Annotated in this window: 20 protein-coding genes; 11 read left to right on the forward strand and 9 right to left on the reverse strand. The window is 67.4% G+C overall.

Annotation, left to right across the window (positions count from 1 at the left end; all coding sequences use genetic code 11):
• Position 1 precedes the first annotated feature (1 nt).
• From IE113_RS11400 to IE113_RS11410, 3 genes are read right to left on the reverse strand one after another with little or no spacing between them, the layout of a single operon-like run.
• Positions 2–943 carry an NAD(P)-dependent oxidoreductase gene (locus IE113_RS11400; RefSeq protein WP_189541574.1) on the reverse strand — a complete coding sequence of 314 codons (942 nt, stop codon included), beginning with the start codon at positions 941–943 and terminating at the stop codon, positions 2–4.
• The gene (gene eno / locus IE113_RS11405; RefSeq protein ID WP_189541575.1) at positions 940–2241 is read right to left on the reverse strand and encodes a phosphopyruvate hydratase; all 1302 of its coding nucleotides are present in this window, start codon (positions 2239–2241) and stop codon (positions 940–942) included. The genes IE113_RS11400 and eno overlap by 4 nt, the downstream gene beginning before the upstream one ends.
• A complete protein-coding gene (locus tag IE113_RS11410) occupies positions 2238–3242 on the reverse strand; it encodes an aminoglycoside phosphotransferase family protein (RefSeq protein ID WP_189541577.1) in 1005 nt (334 codons plus the stop codon). The genes eno and IE113_RS11410 overlap by 4 nt, the downstream gene beginning before the upstream one ends.
• 126 nt (positions 3243–3368) lie before the next feature.
• Here IE113_RS11410 and IE113_RS11415 point away from each other — a divergent pair, with 126 nt between their 5' ends.
• A complete protein-coding gene (locus IE113_RS11415; RefSeq protein ID WP_189541579.1) occupies positions 3369–4505 on the forward strand; it encodes an alpha/beta hydrolase in 1137 nt (378 codons plus the stop codon).
• Here the strand turns inward: IE113_RS11415 and IE113_RS11420 are convergent, their stop codons facing one another.
• Both IE113_RS11420 and leuD read right to left on the reverse strand, forming a co-directional pair.
• Positions 4506–4994 (reverse strand): DUF3237 domain-containing protein, encoded by a 489-nt coding sequence (locus IE113_RS11420; protein WP_189541581.1) that lies wholly within the window; start codon positions 4992–4994, stop codon positions 4506–4508. It abuts the gene before it with no gap.
• A complete protein-coding gene (gene leuD, locus IE113_RS11425; protein WP_229822321.1) occupies positions 4994–5605 on the reverse strand; it encodes a 3-isopropylmalate dehydratase small subunit in 612 nt (203 codons plus the stop codon). Before leuD ends, IE113_RS11420 begins: the two co-directional genes overlap by 1 nt.
• 137 nt (positions 5606–5742) lie before the next feature.
• On the opposite strand from leuD, the gene IE113_RS11430 reads away from it, so the two are divergent.
• The 5 genes from IE113_RS11430 to IE113_RS11450 all read left to right on the forward strand — a co-directional run bounded on the left by IE113_RS11430 (position 5743) and on the right by IE113_RS11450 (position 11424).
• Entirely contained in the window at positions 5743–6240 is a 498-nt protein-coding gene (locus tag IE113_RS11430; protein ID WP_189541584.1) for a MarR family winged helix-turn-helix transcriptional regulator, read from the forward strand.
• Positions 6241–6317: 77 nt separating this feature from the next.
• Positions 6318–7748, forward strand: a complete 1431-nt coding sequence (gene leuC / locus IE113_RS11435) for a 3-isopropylmalate dehydratase large subunit (RefSeq protein ID WP_189541586.1) — start codon at positions 6318–6320, stop codon at positions 7746–7748.
• A gap of 187 nt (positions 7749–7935) precedes the next feature.
• Positions 7936–10305 (forward strand): TonB-dependent receptor, encoded by a 2370-nt coding sequence (locus tag IE113_RS11440; protein WP_189541588.1) that lies wholly within the window; start codon positions 7936–7938, stop codon positions 10303–10305.
• Positions 10306–10374: 69 nt separating this feature from the next.
• Positions 10375–10755, forward strand: coding sequence for a nuclear transport factor 2 family protein (locus IE113_RS11445; protein WP_229822322.1), 381 nt, complete (start codon positions 10375–10377; stop codon positions 10753–10755).
• 21 nt (positions 10756–10776) lie between these two features.
• Positions 10777–11424 carry a carboxymuconolactone decarboxylase family protein gene (locus tag IE113_RS11450; protein ID WP_189541590.1) on the forward strand — a complete coding sequence of 216 codons (648 nt, stop codon included), beginning with the start codon at positions 10777–10779 and terminating at the stop codon, positions 11422–11424.
• 101 nt (positions 11425–11525) lie between these two features.
• Here the strand turns inward: IE113_RS11450 and IE113_RS11455 are convergent, their stop codons facing one another.
• Positions 11526–12095, reverse strand: coding sequence for a VOC family protein (locus IE113_RS11455; protein ID WP_189541592.1), 570 nt, complete (start codon positions 12093–12095; stop codon positions 11526–11528).
• A 169-nt stretch (positions 12096–12264) separates the two neighbouring features.
• Here IE113_RS11455 and IE113_RS11460 point away from each other — a divergent pair, with 169 nt between their 5' ends.
• Entirely contained in the window at positions 12265–13806 is a 1542-nt protein-coding gene (locus IE113_RS11460) for an AMP-binding protein (RefSeq protein ID WP_189541594.1), read from the forward strand.
• On the opposite strand, the gene IE113_RS11465 is transcribed toward IE113_RS11460, so the two are convergent.
• Both IE113_RS11465 and IE113_RS11470 read right to left on the reverse strand, forming a co-directional pair.
• On the reverse strand, positions 13803–14795 hold the full coding sequence (locus IE113_RS11465; RefSeq protein WP_189541596.1) for an ABC transporter substrate-binding protein: 993 nt from the start codon (positions 14793–14795) through the stop codon (positions 13803–13805). The two genes, IE113_RS11460 and IE113_RS11465, sit on opposite strands and share 4 nt — an antisense overlap.
• The gene (locus tag IE113_RS11470; RefSeq protein ID WP_189541598.1) at positions 14792–15973 is read right to left on the reverse strand and encodes a Gfo/Idh/MocA family protein; all 1182 of its coding nucleotides are present in this window, start codon (positions 15971–15973) and stop codon (positions 14792–14794) included. The genes IE113_RS11465 and IE113_RS11470 overlap by 4 nt, the downstream gene beginning before the upstream one ends.
• Before the next feature lie 129 nt (positions 15974–16102).
• Between IE113_RS11470 and IE113_RS11475 the strand changes: the two genes are divergently transcribed.
• A complete protein-coding gene (locus IE113_RS11475; RefSeq protein ID WP_189541600.1) occupies positions 16103–17389 on the forward strand; it encodes a Rieske 2Fe-2S domain-containing protein in 1287 nt (428 codons plus the stop codon).
• A 54-nt stretch (positions 17390–17443) separates the two neighbouring features.
• Entirely contained in the window at positions 17444–18754 is a 1311-nt protein-coding gene (locus IE113_RS11480) for a spinster family MFS transporter (protein ID WP_189541602.1), read from the forward strand.
• Between the two features lie 17 nt (positions 18755–18771).
• On the opposite strand, the gene IE113_RS11485 is transcribed toward IE113_RS11480, so the two are convergent.
• On the reverse strand, positions 18772–19230 hold the full coding sequence (locus IE113_RS11485; RefSeq protein WP_189541604.1) for a MarR family winged helix-turn-helix transcriptional regulator: 459 nt from the start codon (positions 19228–19230) through the stop codon (positions 18772–18774).
• A gap of 169 nt (positions 19231–19399) precedes the next feature.
• On the opposite strand from IE113_RS11485, the gene IE113_RS11490 reads away from it, so the two are divergent.
• Positions 19400–20314 carry a hydroxymethylglutaryl-CoA lyase gene (locus IE113_RS11490; RefSeq protein WP_189541606.1) on the forward strand — a complete coding sequence of 305 codons (915 nt, stop codon included), beginning with the start codon at positions 19400–19402 and terminating at the stop codon, positions 20312–20314.
• 29 nt (positions 20315–20343) lie between these two features.
• Entirely contained in the window at positions 20344–21531 is a 1188-nt protein-coding gene (locus tag IE113_RS11495) for a CaiB/BaiF CoA transferase family protein (protein WP_229822327.1), read from the forward strand.
• The last annotated feature ends 38 nt before the right edge of the window (positions 21532–21569 follow it).

The raw sequence follows: 21569 nt of genomic DNA on the forward strand, positions 1-21569 counted from the left end.
CTCAGGCAACCCGGTGCAGCAGGGCTTCGCCCGCCGCGATCCGCCGCACGTTCTCGAACGCCACGACCATGCTGCGGCGCAGGGTTTCCTGCGTGATCCACGCGACGTGCGGCGTGACCAGCACGTTTGGCAGCGCGAACAGCGGATTGTCGGCATGGGCCGGTTCGGCATCGAACACGTCCAAACCTGCCGCGCCAAGGTGCCCGCTGACCAGCGCGGCATGGAGCGCGGCTTCATCCACCAGCCCCCCGCGCGCGGTGTTCACCAGCACCGCGCCCTGCTTCATCGCCGCCAGCGCGGGGCCATCGATGATCCGCTGCGTCTCCGCCGTCAGCGGCGCGTGGAGCGAGAGGATATCGCTTTGCGCCAGCAGCTCGGCCAAGGGCACCGCCTCGCCCGGCGCATCGGCCTTGGGGCTGCGCGCGGTATAGATCACCCGCGCGCCCAGTGCGATCAGCGCGGGGGCCAGCAGCTGCGGGATTGCGCCATAGCCCAGGAAGCCCACGGTCCGCCCGCCGATCTCGCCCACCCGGTCGATCAGCGCGGCATCGGGATGCCAGCCTTGTCCCGCGCGGGTCAGCGGATCGAGGTAGGCCAGTTGGCGCAGCGCGCCCAGCATCAGCCCCAGCGTCAGTTCGGCCACGGCCTGGCTGTTGGTGCCCGGCATGTTGCACACCGCGATTCCGCGCGCGCGGGCAGCGTCAAGGTCGATGGTGTTCACGCCCACGCCGATCTTCTGGATCAGCTTGAGGTCCGGCCCTGCGTCCATCATCGCGGCGGTCACGGGTTTCAGCACATGCAGCAGCACCTGCGCATCGGCGATTTCGCAGGTAAAGCCTGCGGCGTCGTCCTCATCGACGATGGCCACCGGCACCGCGCCGCGCGCGGCCTCGATAATGGCCGCAAAGCCGGGGCTGGCGCGGTATTGCAGGACGGCCTTCATCGCGCCAGCCGGTCCCGCACCGCCGCCGGGAACGCATCGATCCCGGCATAGCGGGCCGCGCTGCCCAGCTGTTCCTCGATCCGCAGCAGTTCATTCCATTTCGCCATGCGTTCCGACCTTGCAAACGATCCGACCTTGATCTGCCCCGCGTCCCAGCCGACCGCAAGGTGCGCGATGCTGATGTCTTCGGTTTCGCCGCTGCGCGCGGAAACGATGGTGGCCCAGCCCGCATCCCGCGCCGCATTCAGCGCGGCGGCGGCTTCGCTGACGGTACCGATCTGGTTGACCTTGATCAGTGCGGCGTTGCACGCGCCGCCCGCCAGCGCCTGTTTAACGCGGGCGGCATTGGTGACCAGGAAATCGTCACCGATGATCTGGATTTCATCCCCCAGCAGCGCGGTGGCGCGGGCCATTCCGGCCATGTCGTCCTGCCCGACCGGGTCCTCGATGGAGATCAGCGGATAGGTCCGCGCCCACTGCGCCGCGCGGTCGACCATTTCGGCAGAGGTCATGCGGCGCTGATCGAGCGGCAGGAAATAGCCGTCGCCATCAGCCAGTTCGTTCGCCGCGATGTCGAGCGAGATGAACACGTCCTCGCCCCCGCGATAGCCCGCGCGCTCGATCGCGCGGGTCAGGAAGACCAGCGCCTGTTCGTTGGAGTTGAAGTTGGGCCACCAGCCGCCTTCATCGGCAGTTCCGGCGAGCAATCCGGCTTCGTCCATCAATATGCCCGCCGCGCGGTAGACATCGGCGGTCATTTCCAGCGCGCGGGCGATGGACCCGGCGCGCGGGCACATCACCATGAAGTCCTGCACGTCGGTGCGCCGCCCGGCATGGGCGCCGCCGCCGAAGATCTGGATTTCGGGCAAGGGCAGCCGCACGGCGCGGCCCTGCGCCAGCCAGCGCCAGGTCGGCTCGCCCGCTGCGGCAGCGGCGGCATGGAGCACCGCGAGCGAGACGGCGACAGTGGCGTTCGCGCCCAGCCGGGCCTTGTTGGCGGTGCCGTCCAACTCGCACAGCGCGGCGTCGATGGCGGCCTGGTCGGCGGCGTCCATCCCGGTCAGGCGCGGGGCAATCTCCGCGCGGGCCAGCGCGACCGCGTTGGCCACGCCCATGCCCGCAAGGTGTTCGCCGCCGTCACGCAAGTCGATGGCTTCGTGCGCGCCGCGCGATGCCCCGGCCGGGGCGCTGGCGCGGCCAGTCGCGCCGCCCGCCAGTTCGACTTCGGCCTCGACCGTGGGGCGGCCGCGCGAATCCCAGATGGCGCGGGCGTGGACGCGGGTGATGGTGGTGTTCATGGCTGTCCTGTCAGTTGCCGCCAGCGCGCGCCGAAGGCGGCCAGCGTGGGCGGAGGGTCTTGCAGCAGCTGGCGGGCGGCGCGGCGCACACGGTCCCGGTCAGCTTCGGCGGTAAGGTATTCGACCGGCGAGCGGCCATCGATCCGCGCCAGCAGGATCGCGGCGAGCAGGGCAATCGCGCGTGCCTCGATCCCGCCGCGCAGGGCCGGGGTCACGGCGTCCAGATAGGCGGAATGCAGCGCATCGAACGCGGCGGCGGTTTGCGGTTCCCACTGTGGATGCCACACGCCCTTCAGCAACATGTGGGTGCAGCAGAACGCCAGGTCGAACGCCGGGTCGCCATACCACGCGCATTCGGCGTCGATCAGCACCGGCCCGGCGCGTCCGCACAGGATGTTCTTGGGGCTGACATCGCCGTGGACCAGCGCGGCGCGGGTGGCCTGCGTGGTCGCGGCGATGCCCTCGATGATCGCGGCCAGATCCGGGTGCGCGCGGGCGGTGTGGAGCAGGTAGGGCTCGATCCGGAGCGCGGCGAACAGGTCGTCCGTCGCAAAGCGCGCTGCAATCGCCGCATCGCCCTGCGTCGCGGAATGGATCGCGGCGATGGCCCGGCCGACCGCTGCGGCAAAGCCGGGATCGATCCGCCCGGCGGCCAGTTCGGCCTTCCACACCGGGTTATCCGCCTGGGGGAACCATTCCATGAAGAACAGGTGCTGGTCTTCCCATTCCGCCACCACGCGAGGCACGTTGAGCCCGGCGACGCGGGCGACGGAGAGCCACTCCACCTCGAAGTGCGACCGCCGCGTCGGCGCTTCCCACACGGTCGCGACCCGCAGCCGGGGCAGCGCGCGCTTGGCGCAGAGCGTGCCCGACGGCGTCTCCACCCGGAACACGTCGCACGAAACCCCGCCCGACAGCGCCGTGATGACCGGCACGTCCCCGGCGGCGATCAGGCCCGCGCGGAGCAGCCCTTCGGTAATGATGCGCTGATTGTCGTCCATGCCCATTCACTTAGAAGACTAAGCAATAGCTTGCGTCGGCGCGCCGATCAAGCCTTGCTCGGTTTAATTAGAATGCTATGTATTTTGCGAAACCGGCCCCTGAGCCGGCGGGAGAGAGTGTAAGCCATGTTCGATGACACGCCACTGAAAGCGACCGTTGATTCCCGTTTCGTCAGCTCCGCATCGCCCACCGCGCCGCGGATCATGGCGGGCGGCAACCCGTGCCAGGGGATCTACTGGACGCCCAAGGGCAATCCGCGCCCGAAGGTGGCGCTGATCGCGACGCACTACAACGTCGATTTCTCCGAACACTACCTTGCCCCCTACATCGCCGCGCGCGGGTTTGGCTTTCTGGGCTGGAACACGCGCTATCGCGGGTTCGAGGACCAGTTCCTGCTGGAACACGCAATTCTGGACATTCTGGTGGGGATGCGCTGGCTGCGCGAGGAAGCGGGGGTCGAGCAGATCGTGATCTTGGGCAATTCCGGCGGGGGATCGCTGATGGGCGCCTATCAGGGCGAAGCCATCGCCGCGACCCTGGCGGGCGAACTCAGCGGGGCGGGGGCGGAAGCCTATGCCCAGCTGATCCCGGCGCAGCTCTACATCTCGCTCAACGCCCATGTCGGGCGGCCTGAGGTGCTGACCGACTGGATGGACGCGTCGGTTGCGGACGAGACGGACCCGGTCGCCACGATTGCCGAGCTGGACCCGTTCAACCCGGACAACGGCCCGCCCTATTCGCCCGAGTTCGTGGAGAAATACCGCGCCGCGCAGCGCGCCCGCAACCAGCGCATCACGGATTGGGCCAAGGCCGAACTTGCCCGCCTGAACGCCGCCGGGGTGCCGGACCGGCTGTTCCCGCTGTTCCGCTGCTGGGGCGATCTGCGCTGCATCGACCCCACCCTCGATCCGTCGGACCGCCTGCCCAATCTGTGCTATCGCGGGGACCCGAAAATCGCCAACAAGACGCCCAGCATCGGGCGGGTCAACACGATCAAGACCTGGCTGTCGATGTGGAGCCTGGAAACGTCGAAGTGTCAGGGCGCGCCGCACCTCGCCAAGTTCCGCCTGCCTTCGCTGGTGGTGCAGGGGACAGCGGACACCGGCGTGTTCCCCAGCGATGCGACGCGCATTTTCGATGCGATCGGTTCGGCCGACAAGCAGTTGGCGCTGATCCCCGGCGCGCATTACTTCGAGGATTCGCCCGCCCACCGCGATGCCGCCGCCGATCTGATCGTCGACTGGATCAAGGCCAAGTCGTGATCAGCCGATGGCGTAGATGAAGTGCCGGATGCCCCACGGCATCCGGTGGCCGATGCCTACCGCCAGAATGCCGTTCAGCCAGCCATAGCGTTCGTCCGCGACCTCGAACACGGGGGCGATCCGGATGTAATAGTCCGCTGGATCGACGCCATTGTCGCCCGCCCGGAACGCCGCGCCAACGGCGGGCGGGATCGATGTGCGACCGGTGTAGGTGACATAGATCAGTGCCCCGTCGTCCGTCTGCCAGATCGCGCGGGCATCGAATGTGCCGACCGCGTTGCCATCCGCGCCGGTGCCCGCCATCGACCAGTTGCCGCCGCCCGGCAGGATCGACCCGCGCAGCCGGCCGCCCGCGAACGAACCGCCGGTGACGTAGCCGATCCGGCGCTCTGCCCAGGGCGACCGGCCCAGCGACATGATTGCGCCCTCAACCTGGAAATCGGCAGTGCACAGCGGCGTTCCAAGCAGTTCGGGCCAGGTATCGGGCATCAGGCAGTCTCCTCCAGCCGGCGCTCGTAGGCGGCAATCGCGGCCTCGAATTGCAGGGTGCGCGCAATTTCATCGAGCGGGCGTGTGGCGTAATCCTCGTGCCCCGGCGCGAAGGCGAAGGCGTGCTCGCCGCCATCGGGCGTGCGCACCACCTGTGCGGCAAGATCGATGGCCAGGGTCTCGCCCCGCTCGCACGCGGCGGCGACAGCGCCATGGCCGGAGGTCAGCGTAATCAGCGTGATCCCGTTGCGGCGGCAGTTCTCGCGGAAAATGTCGCCAAAACTGCCCGCAATGACACAGCGGATGCCGAAATCGGCCAGCGCCCACGGCGCATGCTCGCGCGAGGAGCCGCAGCCGAAGTTGTCACCCGCCAGCAGGATCGCCGCCTTGCGCCAAGGTGCGCGGTTCAGCACGAAATCGGCGCGCGGTGTCCCGTCCGGCTGGTAGCGCCAGTTGCGAAACAAGTGCTCGCCAAGGCCAAACCGCGAGATCGTGGTCATGTAGCGCGCCGGAATGATCTGGTCGGTATCGATATTGTCCCGCGCCAGCCGGGCGGCCAGCCCGGTGATGCGATCCACTGGTTCGGCCATCATGCCGCGCGAACTTGTCATTCCACGCAGAATAGTTACATATCTAAGTAAATCAAGCGGGCGGGATAGGCACTGCCGCCGGGTTCGGCTATGCCTGCCAGCAGACCGAAGCCCGCACGCCGACGGCCTATGCAATCGTTTCAATGGACTGTGCCTTCATGACCGCCGACACGACCCCTCCCGATCCTTCGTTCTATGCCCATCCTGAAAACAGCCTCGGCTATCTTTGCCGGATCGCGTTTCGCAATTTCAGCCGCGCGCTGGAAAAGCGGACGCTGCCGCTGGGGGTAACGGCTGGGCAGTGGCGGTTCCTGCGCGTGCTCTGGGCCGAGGATGGCCTGAGCCAGCGGGAGCTCTCGCGGCGGGTGGGCATGCGCGAGCCGACCACCGTGGTTGCGCTGAAAAGTCTGGAAAAGGCCGGCTATATCCGGCGCGAGCCGAACGCGGCGGACCGGCGCGTGACCAATGTCTTTCTGACCCAGGCCGCCCGCGACATCGAGGAGCGGCTGCTGCCCTGCGTGGTCGAGGTCAACGCCATGGCGACCGAGGGGCTGACCCCGACCGAAGCGAACCAGCTGCGCGCGCTGCTGGGGCGGGTGATCGACAACCTGCAGGACGAAGCCGACACCGTGCTGCGCCGCGCCGGGGGCGAATAGCGGGCGCTGCGCTCTTGCCATGACGGCGCACCCGGCTTTATGCTTAGGCATCTAAGTATAGGGTGAGGGTAGCGGGGATGGAGCGGCAGGCAGAGCCGGAAGCAGGCGCGCTGACGCTGCACGACAAGCTGTGGAACGCCCATCTGGTGGCGACCGACGGCGACGAATCGCTGCTCTATATCGATCTGCACCTGCTGCACGAGGCGACCAGCCCGCAGGCGTTCGAAGGGCTGCGCCTGGCCGGACGCACGGTGCGCCGGCCGGATCGCGTGCTGGCGCTTGCCGACCACAGCGTGCCGACGCAGGGTCAGGCGCGCGGGGTGGACGCGGTCCGCGATGCAGCCGCGCGGCTGCAATTGCAGGTGCTGGCGCGCAACGTCGCGGAATTCGGGATCGAGAGCTTTGCCCTGGGCGATCCGCGCAATGGCATCGTCCATGTCGTCGCGCCGGAACAGGGCCGCACCCAGCCCGGCATGACCATCGCCTGCGGGGATAGTCATACTTCCACCCATGGCGCGTTCGGGGCGCTGGCGTTCGGGATCGGCACCAGCGATGTGGAGCATGTGCTGGCGACGCAAACCCTGCGCCGCAAACGTCCGCGCAGCCTGCGCGTGACCCTGACCGGGGCGCTCCATCCGGGGGTTACGGCCAAGGACATCGCGCTCACGGTCGTGCGCGAACTGGGGCAGGCCGGGGCGACGGGCCACGCCATCGAATTTGCCGGCCCCGCCTTGGCCGCGTTGTCGATGGAAGCGCGCATGACGCTGTGCAACATGAGCATCGAGGCCGGTGCGCCCTGTTCCCTGATTGCGCCCGATGCGGTGACGCTGGCGTACTTGCGCGGACGACCCGCCGCGCCGCAGGGCACCGACTGGGACGCGGCGACCGTGCGGTGGCTTGCGCTTGCGTCCGATCCGGGCGCGCGGTTCGACCGGGAGATTGCGATCGACCTGGGGGCGCTGGAGCCACTGGTCAGCTGGGGCACCAGTCCGGCCCAGACCATCGGGATCGGCGGCACCGTGCCCGATCCGGCGGCTTGCGCCGACCCCCAGGAGGCCGCGCGGATCGGACGCGCGCTCGATTACATGGGGCTTGCGCCCGGACAGGCGATTGCCGGATTGCCAGTGGACCGGGTGTTCATCGGTTCGTGCACCAACGCCCGGATCGAGGATCTGCGCGCCGCCGCCGCCGTGGTTGACGGGCGAACGGTGGCGCCGGGAGTGCGCGCGCAAGTCGTGCCGGGATCGGGACTGGTCAAGGCGCAGGCCGAGGCGGAGGGGCTGGATGCGCTGTTTCGCGCCGCCGGGTTCGAATGGCGCGAACCCGGCTGCTCGCTCTGCGCGGCGATGAGCGAGGACCGGCTGGAGCCGGGCGAGCGCTGCGCCTCGACCTCCAACCGCAACTTTGAAAACCGGCAGGGAACTGGCGCGCGCACGCATCTGATGAGCCCGGCAATGGCGGCGGCGGCGGCCCTGGCGGGGCGCATCGTCGATCCGCGCGCCGGGTAAAGGGTGTTGCGCGAATGCAACGGCAATAGTCAATTTCATTGACGCAAAGACAGGGGTGACGCATCATCTGGACAAGCCTGCTGACTTGCCATACGAAGGATATAGTTAGAGCGCTAAGCATCCGTGACGCTAAAGGATCACGGAGTCTACGGGCCCCGGCACAGCCGGGGAGATGGAGGAGAGCCACATGGGTAAGGTAGAATTGCGCCGGTTCCTGACGGGAGCAGCAGTCATTGCGCTTTGCGGCGCCTGGGCGCCCGCCGCCCTGGCCCAGAGCGAAGCGGTCAGCGAAGCTGACGAAGCCGCGAACGCTGACGAGATCGTCGTGACCGCGCGCTTCAAGAAGGAAACCCTCCAGGACGTGCCGCAGGCGATTTCCGCGTTCAGCGAAGCCAAGCTGGACCGGCAGGCGGCGCGCAACCTCAGCGATCTGGCGCCGTCCACGCCCAACGTGAACATCCAGCCGGTGGCGACCTTCCCCAATTCCGCCGCGATCCACATTCGCGGGCTGGGTGCCCAGGGGATCGAATCGACCGAGGAAAGCCCGGTCGGCGTCTCGATCGACGGCGTCTACGTTACCCGCCCGGTGGCGACCCTGCTCGACACGTTCGACATGGACCGGGTGGAAATCCTGCGCGGCCCGCAGGGCACCTCGTTCGGCAAGAACTCGCTGGCGGGCGGGATTTCGTCCTATTCGAAGGACCCCAGCCTCGATCAGGGCGGCGTTCAGGCCGAAGGCACGATCGGCAACTATGGCCGGCTTGACGTGAAGGGGGCGGTCGAACTGCCGCTGGTGCGCGATCAGCTGGCCGTGCGGCTGGTGGTCAACAAGCAGACGGCCGACGGCTATTTCACCAATCGCCTGAACGGTGACGACGTGGGTGGGCAGGACAAGCTGTCCATGCGCGGCACGATCCTGTTCAAGCCGTCGGAAGCGCTGACGGTCAACCTCAAGGGCTTCCTCGTCAAGGACCGCTCCAGCGCGCCGGGGGGCGATTCCGCGCCGGACCGGACCAAGCTGCACTACCTGATCTTCCGCTTCGAGGAACCGAACGACGGGCCGTACACGATCGGGCGCGACTTCCCCAGCCTGCATGAATCCGACCAGTGGGGCCTGATCGGCAAGGTCGAGGCGGATCTTGGCTCGGTCGTGGCGACCTCGGTCACGGGCTACATCAAGACCGACGACTTCAACGACAGCGATTTCGACGGGTCGGAAATCAACTTCTTCCCGACCTTCCGCCTGCAGACCCACAAGCAGTTCAGCCAGGAACTGCGGCTGGCGACCGACTTTTCCGACCGGGACGATGCGCTTTCGCGGCTGAACCTGGTCGTGGGCGGGTATTACCTGAACCAGAGTTTCAAGCTGACCCAGGCCTTCCCGACCCTGCCGGTGCTGGTCGCGCCTTCGCTCAACTTCGGCAGCCAGGATTACGTCCAGCAGTCCAACACCGCCAAGGCACTGTTCGCGCAGCTGATCTATGGCGTGACCGACAAGCTCAACATCACGCTGGGCGTGCGTCAGAGCTGGGAGGAAAAGGACTTCTTCCGCGATCCGACCGGCACGTTGATCTCGCCGTCGCGGTTCTCCTCACGCGCGTTCGTGAAGCCGATTGCCGAAATGGAGCAGATCGCCGCGGCGAACTTTGCCGCGAACAAGGCCTTCAAGAATGCCTATTCGCGCAACCGCGCGACGTTCAAGGCCGGGATCGACTACAAGTTCAATCCCGATCTGATGGCCTATGCGATCTACAACCAGGGCTACAAGGGTGGCGGTTACGGTGCGCGCGCCGCAACGCTGACCACTGCCGGTCCGACCGAGGACAACACGTCGGAACTGTGGGAAGCCGGGTTCAAGGGCGATTTCCTGAACGGCATGCTGCGGGTCAACCTCGCGGGCTTCGTGACCAAGTTCAAGAAACTGGAATTCGGGGTGTTCTTCCCCAACCCGAACGTCGCTTCGGGCCAGGAAACCGCATCGCAGAACATCGGCGCGGCCACCACCAAGGGGGTCGAACTGGAACTGGCGCTGCGCCCGGTGTCGAACCTCAACCTCGGGGTCAACGTCGGCCATCTGGACAGCAAGTACACCGACTTCTGCGCCGACCTGAACGGGCCGCAGTCCTACACCACTGCGCCGACCTCCACTTGCGGGGGCAAGGTGACGCTGCTGCCCAACGGCACCTATCTGCGGGATGAGGACTACACCAGCCTCAAGCTGGTCCGCGCGCCCAAGTGGCAGGCCAACTTCACGGCGGAATACACCATCCCGCTGGGTAGCGCCGGCGATCTGACCGCGCGCGGTTCGGTGCTGTACAAGAGCACGTACTACAACACCGTCACCAACGATGTGCAGGGCATTGCGGGCGATTACACGCTGGTCGATGCCTCGCTCAACTGGGCCAGTGCCGACAGCCGGTTCCGTGTGCAGATCTGGGGCAAGAACCTGACCAACAAGACCTATGTGGCGGCGCTGACGCCGACCGCGCAGTTCTTCATCCAGCGCTTCTACAGCCCGCCCCGCACATATGGCGTGACGCTCGGCGCGAAGTTCTGATCCCCCTGCACGCCGCCGGTTGTCTCCCTCGACCGGCGGCGTGTTCCGTTTCAGCAGGAAGGGAACCCCATGCAGGACATGCACGACCTGGCTGACCGCTTTTTCGCAGCCGTCGAAGCCGGAGACATCGATACGGTGCGCGACTGCTATAACCCGGCAGTGGCGATCTGGCACAACACCGACGATCTGGAGCAGACCCGCGATGAGAACCTGGCCACGCTGGCCGGGATGGCGCGGCGGATTGCCGACCGCCGCTATGAAGTGCTCCGGCGCGAGGTGTTTCCCGGCGGGTTCGTGCAGCGCCACATCCTGCACGGCACGCGGGCGGACGGGGTGCGGCTGACGCTGCACGCCTGCATCCTGTGCAGCGTGGAGAACGGCCGGATCACCCGGCTGGACGAATATTTCGATTCGGCCCAGGTTGCCGAATTCCGCAAGTTCGCGAGTTGATGAAGATCCAAGGAGAAGACGATGCCCGTGCTGCGCCAGGTACCGAAATCGGAAGTGACGGCGGAAGTTGTCCAGCGCTATTACAAGCGCCTGTTCGGGGATCGCGATCCCGTGGCGGAACCCGGCACCGCCACCGGCACGCCGGGCGACTGGTGGACGGTCTTTGCGCTCGCGCCCGACATTTTCCAGCACGCGGTCGATGGCTTTGCCGTCTATCGCCACCCCGCGCGCAAGATCGATCCGGTGCTGCGCGAACTGGGCCAGACCCGCGCGGGCTGGGTCAAGGGGAGCCAGTTCGTGTTCTCGCAGCACTGCAAGTCGCTGCGAGGGCTGGGGGTGTCGGATGAAAAGATCGCGGCGATCCCGCACTGGACCGTGTCCGACGTGTTCGATGATCAGGAACGCGCCGTGCTGGCCTATGCCGATTGCCTGACGGCCGGCGATGGGCGGGTGCCGGACGAGGTCTTCGCCAAGCTCAAGACGTTCTGGGATGACGAACAGATCTTCGAATACACCTACATCACCTGCCTCTACGCGATGCATGCGGTGATGACCCGCGCGTTGCAGCTGGAATACGACAACCGCAAGGACCCGATCGTCGAGGTTGCCGCACCCGAAGGGTTCAACGCCGCGGACTTTCTCAGCCCGGCGGCGACGCAGAACCGGTAGGGTAAAGGTCCTTTCGCTGGTGCGCCAATCGCCTCCGCGATTGGCTTGCGGCACCGGCCCGCTCCCCCAGGTCGCGTTTCCGCGACCTGGGAGCATACGTTTTACGCCGCCGGACGCAGATCCGCTGCGGTCATCGGCCGGGCAGTGTTGTCGACATCGCTGTCATTCAGCGCACGCGTCCACGCGGCCAGTTCGACGCAGACACCGTCCGGATCGAAGAAATAGACCGAGCGCACGAACACCCGGTCGGTCACGGTTTCGCTGATCTGGGTCGGGGAATCGTCGTGGTTGGAGACGGGCGAAATGTCGATGCCCTTGGCCTTCAGCTTCTCCACGTATTCATCGAACTTCTCGGGCGCGACGTCGAAGGCGATGTGGTTCATCGAACCTTGCGCCGACACGAAATTGCCCCGACGCGGCAACTGCGCGGGCGAGGAGATCCCGGGGACGGCCTCGGGCGAATCCGGGAACCAGAAAAACGCCAGCGAATCGCCGTTGCCGCAATCGAAGAAATAATGCTGGCCCATGTTGCCGGGCAGGTTGATCGTCTTGGTCAGCGGCATGCCCAGGATGTCGCGGTAGAATTCAACCGTCTTGGCCATGTCGCGGCAGACCAGCGCCAGATGGTTGACGCCGCGAAACTCGAATTCGGTGTTCTTTGCCTGTCCCATTATCGACTCTCCTCAAACCGTACGGCAGTCTCTGGTCCTGCGTATGCGATATGGATAGACTTCTAATCAAAAGCTGTCAAATTCGTTGACCATCTGCGCGGCTGCCGGAACGCAGTCCAGGACAAGCATCGCCCGTTGCAACGGGCGGGAAACGGGAGAGGAAGTGGGTATGGGCGAAGCGGCCGGGATCGGTTCCGTGCGGGAAATTCCCGCCGTGCAGGCGGCGCGCATTGGCGAGCGGCCGGCCGTGACGGTGGGCGGGCAGACGTTCAGCTACGCCGATCTTGGCGCGCGGGCCGGGCGGGCTTGCGCCAACTTGCGCGCGCTGGGGCTGGAAGCCGGGCAGCGGGTGGCCTGGCTGGGCAGCAACAGCATCCACTGGTTCGACATCGCCTTTGGCAGCGCGCTGGCCGATGGTTGCTTCCTGCCGATCAACTACCGGCTGAGCGTGGGCGAGATCGCCTATATCGTGGAGCATTCCGAGGCCCCGCTGCTGGTGGTGACCGAGGACATGCTGGACCTGGCCCGCGCGGCCTGCGCCGAACTGGCCGTGCCGCCGCGCATTGTCAGCGCCGGATTCGCGTTGCCTGGGCATGCCCGGATCGATCAGGGCGCACTGGTGCCGGCGCAGCAGCCGGAGGGGCTGGGCGGGGATATCCTGCAGCTCTACACCAGCGGCACCACCGGGCGGCCCAAGGGGGCGTGCCTGTCGGACGCGAACTATGCCGCGTTCTTGGTGGCCGCGCAGCAGATCGACGGATTTGACTATACCGAAGATGATATCGTGCTGATCGCGGTGCCGATCTTTCATGTCGCCGGGTTCAACGTGGTGATGGCTTCGCTCGCCTCGGGCAGTCACGTGATCGTCCACCGCGAATTCGATGCGGGCGCGGTCATGGAAACCATCGCCCGCGAGAGGGTGACGCGCACTTTCCTGGTCCCGGCCATGATCAACGCGCTGCTCCATTCGGGCAGCGACGCGGATGTCAGCTCGATGCGCTCTATCGGCTATGGCGCGTCCCCCATCAGCGAAGCGGTGCTGACCGGCGCGCAGGCCCGGTTCGGCTGCGATTTCGTGCAGTATTACGGGATGACCGAATCCGCCGGGGGCGGCTCTTCGCTTGCGCCGCAGGACCACCACGGCGCGCTGCTGCGATCCTGCGGCAAGCCGTGGCCGGGGCTGGAGATGGCGATTCTGGGGCCGGACGGGACGCCCCTGCCTGATGGCGAGGTGGGCGAAATCGTGATCCGGGGGCCGATGATCACCACCGGCTACTGGCGCAACCCCGAGGCCAGCGCCGATGCGATCCGCGACGGCTGGTTGCACACGGGTGACGCCGGCCTGCGCAGTGCCGATGGCTTTTACTTCGTGCAGGACCGGGTCAAGGACATGATCGTTTCGGGGGGTGAGAACATCTATCCCGCCGAAGTCGAAAATGCGCTGGCGGGCTGCCCCGGCGTGGTCGAAGTGGCGGTGATCGGGGTTCCGTCCGACCGCTGGGGCGAGGAAGTGAAGGCAATTGTCGTGCCCGGCCCCGATGCACCGGACGCCGCCGCCGTGATCGACTGGGCGCGCAGCCGGATCGCGGCCTACAAGCTGCCGAAGTCGGTCGATTTCATCCCCGCCCTGCCGCGCAACGCATCGGGCAAAGTGCTGAAGCGGGAACTGCGCGCACCTTATTGGAAAGGCCGCGACCGGGCGGTGTCCTAGATCACGAACTGCGCAAAGGTTTCCGGTGCGAACAGCTCCTCCACCGTCAACGGACGCGGGGAAAGGCCCTGTTCGTGGTGATAGCGGGTGAAAGTTTCCAGCGCCGCGCGATTGGAATCGACGCCATAGGGCCACCAGTCCGCGCCCATGATCCGGGTGGTGTCCTCCACCATCGCGATCTGCCAGGGCAGCATGGTCTTGAGCGAGGCGGAAATGCGCAGTTCGGCCTGGGCGAGCGCTTTCGCCTCGGCGAACGCCTTCATCAGCGCGCGGGCGATCCAGCGGTTGGCTTCGTACACATCGCGCCGCAGCGCGATCACGTGCATGATCGGGAAGATTCCGGTGCGGGCGAACCAGTCCTGTTCACGCGTGACGAAATCCGGGAACAGGCGGCGCACCGCGTGGGGCTCACTGGTGAAGGTGCTGGGCGCGCGGGCGGTGTAGAGCGCGTCGATCTCGCCATCGGCGAGCATTCGCGCCAGCGTCTGGTCCGGGCCGATCGGGGTCAGGCGGAAGCACTCCGGCAGGTCCAGCTTCAGCTTTTCCTCGCGCCCCGGCGTCTCCTCGCCCCCGGTGAAATAGTGCACGCTGGCCGGGTCGATCCCGCATTCGTCGTGCAGGATGCCGCGAATCCAGACCGGTGCGGTCATCTGGTATTCGGGCACGCCGATCCGCTTGCCGACCAGATCGGCGGGCGTTTCGATGCCCGATTTTGTCGACACGAAAATGCACGAATGGCGAAAGAACCGCGACGGGAACACGGGTAGCGCAATGAAATCGGTGCTGCCCCGGCCCAGCCCCACGCAATAGGACGACAGCGACATCTCCGCCGCGTCGAATTCGCGGTGGCGCAGCATCCGGAAGAAGGTTTCCTCCACGTCGAGTGTCAGGACGTTGAGGTCGATCCCCTCCGCTGTCACCCGCCCGTCGCTCAGGGCGGCGGTGCGGTCATAGTTCCAGCAGGCCAAGGTCAGGGGCAGTTTGCTCATGCGGATGGGGCTTCCGGTTCGATGCGAATTTCGCGGCGCTCATGCGCGGAGCGGGACAGGGCGAGGCAGGCCTTGACGGTGTCGATCCCCCAGCTTCCGGCCTGCGGCGGCAGCGGCCCACCCCGGCACGCCTCGGCAAAGGCGGCAATCGCGCCGTATTGCGCGGCGGGCGGCGGCGGGAGCGGGGTGAACCGCGCGCCATCATCGGCATAAGTCCAGACGCCGTCCGGCATCAGGCGCAGGTCCGCGCGCTCGCAGCTGATCAGCACCAGCCCGAACTGTTCATTGGCGACGGGGGCGGGGGGCAGGGCTGGGCTTGCCCCGCCATAGGCGCGGGCCAGCTTGGCGGCGATTTCCTCTCCGGGGGAGAGCGCGGCGATCCGGCGGCGGGCAGTCGCGTGGGCGGCGGGGTCTTTCGGTTGGCCGAATTCGCCCGTGCCGCCTTGCAGTGCGTCGCTGTCGAACCGGGCATAGCCGCTGTAGGTCAGCGTCGCGGCGCAGCCATTGGCGAAGTCTAGCAGGGCGGCATAGGCGCCTTCGCTGGGGCGGGCGGCGTCCCAGTCCCCGGTCACGGCGCGGACGCTGCGCAAGGGGCTGCCCGCCAGCAGGCGCGCGATGTCGATCTGGTGCGCGGCTTGACTCAGCACCACGCCCCCGCCTTGCGCGGAGTCAAGTTCTTCCGGGCGGCGCGGGCGGAACAGGAAATCGGTGTAGTTGAGCGCGGTGATCAGGCGCGGCGCGCCCACCGCGCCGCTGGCAATCAGCGCGGCCGCATGGCGCACCGGCGCATCGAAGCTGTGGCTGGGGCCGGTGACCAGCACCGTTCCGGCCTGCTGCGCGGCGCCGGCCATCGCGCGGCAATCGTCGAGGCTGAGCGCCATCGGCTTTTCCACCAGCACGTGCTTGCCCGCGCGTGCGGCGGCCACGGCCTGCTCCGCATGGAACTGGTGCGGCGCGGCGATATAGACCGCGTCGATGGCGGGATCGGCCAGCAGCTCGGCCCAGTCGGCATAGGCGCGCGCACCGAACTCTGCGGCAAAGCGTTCGCGCGCTACGGGCCGGGGATCGGCTGCGGCGACCAGCCGGATTGCGGGGTATGCGATCAGCGCGGGCAGCGCCAGCATGAGGCCCCGGCCCAGCCCGATCACCCCCAGATTGATGGTTCCGCCTGTCGCCATGCCCGCTTTGCGTCCCCCCGGTCGCCCCGACATAGGGCTTGCCCAGCACAATACTTAGAATTAGAAGTATTTTCAACCGAGCATTGCATGGCCCCCATTCGGGCCGGATCGAAGGAGCCGCACGGAGGCATGACACCGCAGCAGAACGATACGCTGTGCCGGGTCGAACGCGCCGCGCCAATGGGCGCGCTGATGCGGCGCTATTGGCTACCTGCCTGCCTGAGCGAGGACGTGGCCGAGCCGGACGGCCCGCCGCGCCGGGCGCGGCTGCTGGGCGTCAACCTGGTGGTGTTCCGCGATACGGCGGGGCGGGTTGGCGTGCTGGATGAGCTGTGCCCGCACCGCCGCGCCTCGCTCGTCTATGGCCGCAACGAGGACTGCGGGCTGCGCTGCCTGTACCATGGCTGGAAGTTCGACGTGACCGGCGCGGCCACCGAAATGCCCAGCGAACCAGCGGGCACCGCGCTGACCGAAAAGATCGCCGCGCGGGCCTATCCCGTTGTCGAAAGTGGCGGGTTCGTGTGGGTCTGGCTGGGCGATCCGGACGCGGTTACGCCGTTCGATCCGCCGATCTGGGCCAAGGCCGCGCCGGGCAACGTGGCCGTGGTCAAGGTCCACGCCGACTGCAACTGGGCGCAAGTGCTGGAAGGCTCGATTGACTCCGCCCACAGTTCCAGCCTGCATTCCACCAACATGCCCACTGCCGACAGTGTCGCCAGTTCCACCGCGACCGACACGGCCTGGCTGCGCCCCTCGGCGGACAAATCGCCCCGGCTGGACGTGCAGCGGCTGGACCTGGGCTTTCGCTATGCCGCGATCCGCACGCCGATCCACGACCCGGACCTGCGCGATTACATCCGCGTCACGGTGTTTCAGGCACCCTTTACCGTCCACATCCCGCCGACCGACCAGTACCGGCTCAGCCAGATGCTGGTGCCGATCGATGACGAGAACACAATGTTCTACTGGATCGCCTGGCACACCGACCCGGCCAAGGGCATCGCGCAGGATGACTGGCGGCGGTTCTGCGGCGCGGAAGTGGGCAAGGACGTGGAGGCGGTGACCTATCGCAAGGTCCGCAATGCCGCGAACGGATACCTGCAGGACCGCGCCGCGATGCGCGCCGGGGACTTCACCGGGATTTACGGCATCCCCACGCAGGACATGGCGATGTGGGAATCGATGGGCCGGATCGCCGACCGCAGCGAGGACCGGCTGGGGTCGAGCGACAAGGCCATCGTTACCTTCCGCACGATGATGCTGCGCGCGGCCGAAGCCGCCGGGGCGGGCGCAACGGTACTGGCCGATCCGGCGGGGCTGTCCGCGCGGGCCGAACTGACCTCGTTCGAGGGGATGGTCGACAAGTCCGCCGAGGGCGTCTGGGTGCGGATCGACCGGACGATGGGGCAAAACTGATCAATATCGGCAGGCGCACAGAGCGCCGCTCCGGGGAGAACGAGTGTGGCGGTAATGGCAGGACTGGACGCGGCGGGTCCGCAGGCACAGCCGGGCGGCGGCGTGGCGGTGCGCGGGCGCTGGATCGGGGTGATCCTGCTGACGCTGGCCTATATCATGAACTTCCTCGACCGGCAGATCCTGGCCGTGCTGATCGAGCCGATCAAGGCGGAGATGCAGCTGTCCGACACGCAGGTCGGGCTGCTGACGGGCACGCTGTTTGCCGTGTTCTACAGCTGCGTCACCCTGCCGATCGCGATGCTGGCAGACCGCTGGAACCGCATCCGGATCGTCGCGGCGGCCTGTTTCCTGTGGAGCTTCTTTACCCTGCTGACCGGGTTTGCCGCATCCTTCGCGCTGCTCGCGGTGGCGCGGATCGGGGTGGCGCTGGGCGAGGCGGGCGGGGTCGCCCCGTCGCTCTCGATCATGAGCGACTATTTTCCGCCCGCGCGCCGGGTGCTGGCGGTGGCGCTGTTCACCTGCGCCACGCCGATGGGGCTGATGCTGGGCGTGGTCGGCGGCGGGCTGATCGCCTCGGCCTATGACTGGCGGGTGGCGTTCTATGTCGCGGGCGGGATCGGGCTGGTGCTGGCCCCGCTGCTCTACTGGCTAGGGCCGGAACCGCCGCGCGGCAATTACGAAGTGCGCCCGCGCGGGGATGCGATGCCGTTCCTCGCGGTGGCCAAGCTGTTCATCGCCTCGCCCACGCTGCGCTGGATGGCGCTGGCCAGCGGGCTGTTCGCGATTTCGGCCAATGCGCTGGTCACGTGGATGCCCGCGCTGCTGATGCGCGGATACGGCGCCAGCCCGCAGCAGGTGGCGCTCTATTACGGCCCTGTGGTGGGCGTGGCGCTGATGGTCGGGCTGTTCGCCAGTGGCGGGATCATCGCGCGGTTCGTGGGCAAATCGGCACGCGCCTATGCCACCGTCCCGGCGGTGGCCACGCTGATCTGCGCGCCGCTGACCGGCCTCGCGCTGATGTCGGACAGCTGGCAGATGGTGCTGGTGTGGAGCGCGATCCCCATCGCGCTGCTCAACTTCCCGGTCCCGCCTGCGCTGACCGTGGTGCAGAACCTGGCCCCGCCTGAAGCGCGCAGCACGGCCTCCGCGATGCTGATGCTGGTGCTGAACCTGATCGGGATCGGGCTGGGGCCGCTGCTGGTCGGCGCGATGAGCGACCTGTTCGCCGCCGGGCAGGGCAAGGACAGTCTGCGCCTGGCCATGATCGCGACGATGGTGCCAGTGATGGTGCTGACCGCGCTGGCGCTGTGGATGGCGGGCCGGACGATCGAGGCGGAGCACGCCGCGGCGGAGCAGAACCCATGATCCTGCCCGCCACCGGATCAACCGGGATTGCGGTTCGCGCTCTCGCTTTCGAAGTCCACTTCATCGCCCCAGTCGGTGCTGAACGCGGCCAGCAGGTTGGCGACCTGGGTCTTGCCGATCCGCTCGGCCAGCCGCTCGGTCATGGCGGTAACGGCGGCTTGCGCGTGCCGGCGCATCGGTTCGCCCATTTCGGTCAGCACCACGATCTTGGAGCGCTTGTCGGTCGGGTCGGCGCGGAATTCGACCATTCCCAGCTTCTGCATCTGCAGCAGCGTGACGTGCACCGCCTGCCGGCTGATTCCCAGATTGCGGGCCACGTCCGCAGGGCGGGTGGTGCCGGTGGTGAGATTGATCATCACCATCGATTGGGAATGGGTCAGCGTCGGCAGGTTGCGGGCGCGCAAGTAGCTCTGCAAGCCGGAGTCGAACCAGTAGAAACCCTGGAGCAGGGAAACGATCAGATATGGCGAGCGCATGAAACGAACCGGAACCCTGCGATGAAGGCAAGAAATGGTGCGGGCGGCAGGATCGCGCCTGCCCCCGCGCTGGCGCCAAGGCATAGCCGGTGATAGCGCGCCGTCAAATCTTATCCGGGGGCGCCGCGCCCGCTGACAGACCCGGCCGGACCGGGATGGAACAAGACCGATGCCGATGATTGAAATGGTCGAAGTCGCCCCGCGCGATGGTTTGCAGAATGAAAAGACGCAGATCGCGACGGCGGACAAGCTGGCGCTGATCGAGCGCGCGATTGCCGCCGGGGTGCGGCGGATGGAAGTGACCAGCTTCGTCAACCCGCGCGCCGTGCCGCAAATGGCCGATGCCGAAGCGGTCTGCGCCGGCCTGCCGGAGCGCGCCGACGTGACCTATATCGGGCTGGTGATGAACGCGCGCGGCGCGGCCCGCGCGCTGGCGACCGGGCGGATCGACCAGCTGGGCGCGGTGTCGGTCGCCACGGATACCTTTGCGATGGCCAACCAGGGCCAGACCAGCGATGGTTCGGTTGCTGCCGCGCAGGAGATCATCGCGATGGCGCGGGCGGCGGGCAAGACCGGGCAGGTCACCATCGCCGCTTCGTTCGGCTGCCCGTTCGCGGGTGAAGTGGCCGAGGACCGGGTGGTGGCGATGGCGGCCGAACTGGCGAAAGCCGATCCGGTCGAGATCGGGCTGGCCGATACCATCGGCGTCGGCAATCCGGCGCACGTGACCTCGCTGGTGGGCAAGGTTCGCGCGGCGGTGCCGGGCGTGCCGGTGCGGGTCCATTTCCACAACACGCGCGGCACCGGCCTCGCCAATGTCTGGGCGGCGGTGCAGGCGGGCGCGGTGACGGTCGATGCCGCGATTGGCGGACTGGGCGGCTGCCCCTTCGCACCCGGCGCGGCGGGCAATGTCTCGACCGAGGACGTGGTTTACATGCTGGAGCGCGCGGGCATCGGCACAGGTCTCGATCTGGCGGCGCTGATCGCGGCCAACCACTGGCTGGGCGGGGTCATGGACCGGACCTTGCCCGGCATGGTGGCCAAGGCGCCGCCGTTCCCCAAGCAGGATGGAGCAAACCAGTGAGTGACGCGGCGCAGCAGCGGAGGGACCAAGTGAATCGCGGGGCATTGCAGGACATCCGGGTCGTCGAACTGGGCCAGCTGATCGCGGGGCCGTTCTGCGGCCAGTTGCTGGGCGACATGGGCGCGGATGTGATCAAGGTCGAACCGCCGGTCACCGGCGATCCGATGCGCGAATGGGGGCAGGGCGCGGAAAAGGTCCAGTGGGAAGTGATCGCGCGCAACAAGCGCTCGGTCAGCGCCAACTTGCGCGTGCCAGAGGGGCAGGCGCTGGTGCGGCGGCTGATCGCGACGGCGGACGTGCTGGTGGAAAACTTCAAGCCCGGCACGCTGGAAAAGTGGGGGCTGGGGCCGGATGTGCTGCTGGCCGAATTCCCGCACCTGATCATCGCGCGGATGTCGGGCTATGGCCAGACCGGGCCGTACTCCGACCGCGCCGGGTTCGGCGGGATTGGCGAGGCGATGGGCGGCTGGCGCTACATCGTGGGCGAGCCGGACCGCCCGCCCAGCCGGATGGGCGTGTCGATCGGCGATACCCTGACCGCGACGTATGGCTGCATGGGTGTGCTGGCCGCGCTGCACGTGCGGGCGCGCACCGGGCAGGGGCAGGTGATCGATGCCGCGCTCTATGAAAGCGTGCTGCAGGTGATGGAAGGGCTGGTCCCCGAATATGACCGGATGGGCCTGATCCGCGAACGTTCCGGATCGATCCTGAAAGGCATCGCGCCGTCCAATGTCTATACCTGCAAGGACGGCGAATTCATGATCGGGGCCAACAAGGATTCGCTGTGGAAGCGCCTGGCGGCGGCGATGGACCGCCCCGAACTGGGCGACGATCCGCGCTATGCGACGCATCTGGCGCGCGGCGAGAACCAGGACGAACTGGACGCGCTGATCGATGCCTGGACCCGCACGCTGACGATGGATCAGGTTGACGCGCTGATGACCGCGCATTCGATCCCCGCCGGCCGGGTCTACCGCGCGCCCGACATGCTGGCAGACCCGCACTTCCAGGCGCGCGAGGCGATCATCGAGGTGGAGACGGAACGGTTTGGCCCGCTGAAGATGCAGTCCAGCTTCCCGCGCTTCTCGGCGACGCCCGGCACTGTGCGCCGCCCCGCGCCAGCGGTGGTCGGCCAGCACAACGCCGAAGTCTATGGCGAATTGCTGGGGCTGGACGCGGCCGAACTGGCGGAACTGGCGGCGCAGGGCGTGATCTGACCGGGGCGGCTGGATTTGCCGCGCGCTTCGGTGCAAGG

Source organism: Novosphingobium arvoryzae, assembly GCF_014652615.1.
Classification (GTDB): domain Bacteria; phylum Pseudomonadota; class Alphaproteobacteria; order Sphingomonadales; family Sphingomonadaceae; genus Novosphingobium; species Novosphingobium arvoryzae.

What these genes read in the sequence shown, in the direction of transcription:
- IE113_RS11400 (WP_189541574.1), bottom strand. Translation starts at nt 943, where the DNA reads ATGAAGGCCGTCCTGCAATACCGCGCCAGCCCCGGCTTTGCGGCCATT.
- eno (WP_189541575.1), bottom strand. Translation starts at nt 2,241, where the DNA reads ATGAACACCACCATCACCCGCGTCCACGCCCGCGCCATCTGGGATTCG.
- IE113_RS11410 (WP_189541577.1), bottom strand. Translation starts at nt 3,242, where the DNA reads ATGGACGACAATCAGCGCATCATTACCGAAGGGCTGCTCCGCGCGGGC.
- IE113_RS11415 (WP_189541579.1), top strand. Translation starts at nt 3,369, where the DNA reads ATGTTCGATGACACGCCACTGAAAGCGACCGTTGATTCCCGTTTCGTC.
- IE113_RS11420 (WP_189541581.1), bottom strand. Translation starts at nt 4,994, where the DNA reads ATGCCCGATACCTGGCCCGAACTGCTTGGAACGCCGCTGTGCACTGCC.
- leuD (WP_229822321.1), bottom strand. Translation starts at nt 5,605, where the DNA reads ATGACAAGTTCGCGCGGCATGATGGCCGAACCAGTGGATCGCATCACC.
- IE113_RS11430 (WP_189541584.1), top strand. Translation starts at nt 5,743, where the DNA reads ATGACCGCCGACACGACCCCTCCCGATCCTTCGTTCTATGCCCATCCT.
- leuC (WP_189541586.1), top strand. Translation starts at nt 6,318, where the DNA reads ATGGAGCGGCAGGCAGAGCCGGAAGCAGGCGCGCTGACGCTGCACGAC.
- IE113_RS11440 (WP_189541588.1), top strand. Translation starts at nt 7,936, where the DNA reads ATGGGTAAGGTAGAATTGCGCCGGTTCCTGACGGGAGCAGCAGTCATT.
- IE113_RS11445 (WP_229822322.1), top strand. Translation starts at nt 10,375, where the DNA reads ATGCAGGACATGCACGACCTGGCTGACCGCTTTTTCGCAGCCGTCGAA.
- IE113_RS11450 (WP_189541590.1), top strand. Translation starts at nt 10,777, where the DNA reads ATGCCCGTGCTGCGCCAGGTACCGAAATCGGAAGTGACGGCGGAAGTT.
- IE113_RS11455 (WP_189541592.1), bottom strand. Translation starts at nt 12,095, where the DNA reads ATGGGACAGGCAAAGAACACCGAATTCGAGTTTCGCGGCGTCAACCAT.
- IE113_RS11460 (WP_189541594.1), top strand. Translation starts at nt 12,265, where the DNA reads ATGGGCGAAGCGGCCGGGATCGGTTCCGTGCGGGAAATTCCCGCCGTG.
- IE113_RS11465 (WP_189541596.1), bottom strand. Translation starts at nt 14,795, where the DNA reads ATGAGCAAACTGCCCCTGACCTTGGCCTGCTGGAACTATGACCGCACC.
- IE113_RS11470 (WP_189541598.1), bottom strand. Translation starts at nt 15,973, where the DNA reads ATGGCGACAGGCGGAACCATCAATCTGGGGGTGATCGGGCTGGGCCGG.
- IE113_RS11475 (WP_189541600.1), top strand. Translation starts at nt 16,103, where the DNA reads ATGACACCGCAGCAGAACGATACGCTGTGCCGGGTCGAACGCGCCGCG.
- IE113_RS11480 (WP_189541602.1), top strand. Translation starts at nt 17,444, where the DNA reads ATGGCAGGACTGGACGCGGCGGGTCCGCAGGCACAGCCGGGCGGCGGC.
- IE113_RS11485 (WP_189541604.1), bottom strand. Translation starts at nt 19,230, where the DNA reads ATGCGCTCGCCATATCTGATCGTTTCCCTGCTCCAGGGTTTCTACTGG.
- IE113_RS11490 (WP_189541606.1), top strand. Translation starts at nt 19,400, where the DNA reads ATGCCGATGATTGAAATGGTCGAAGTCGCCCCGCGCGATGGTTTGCAG.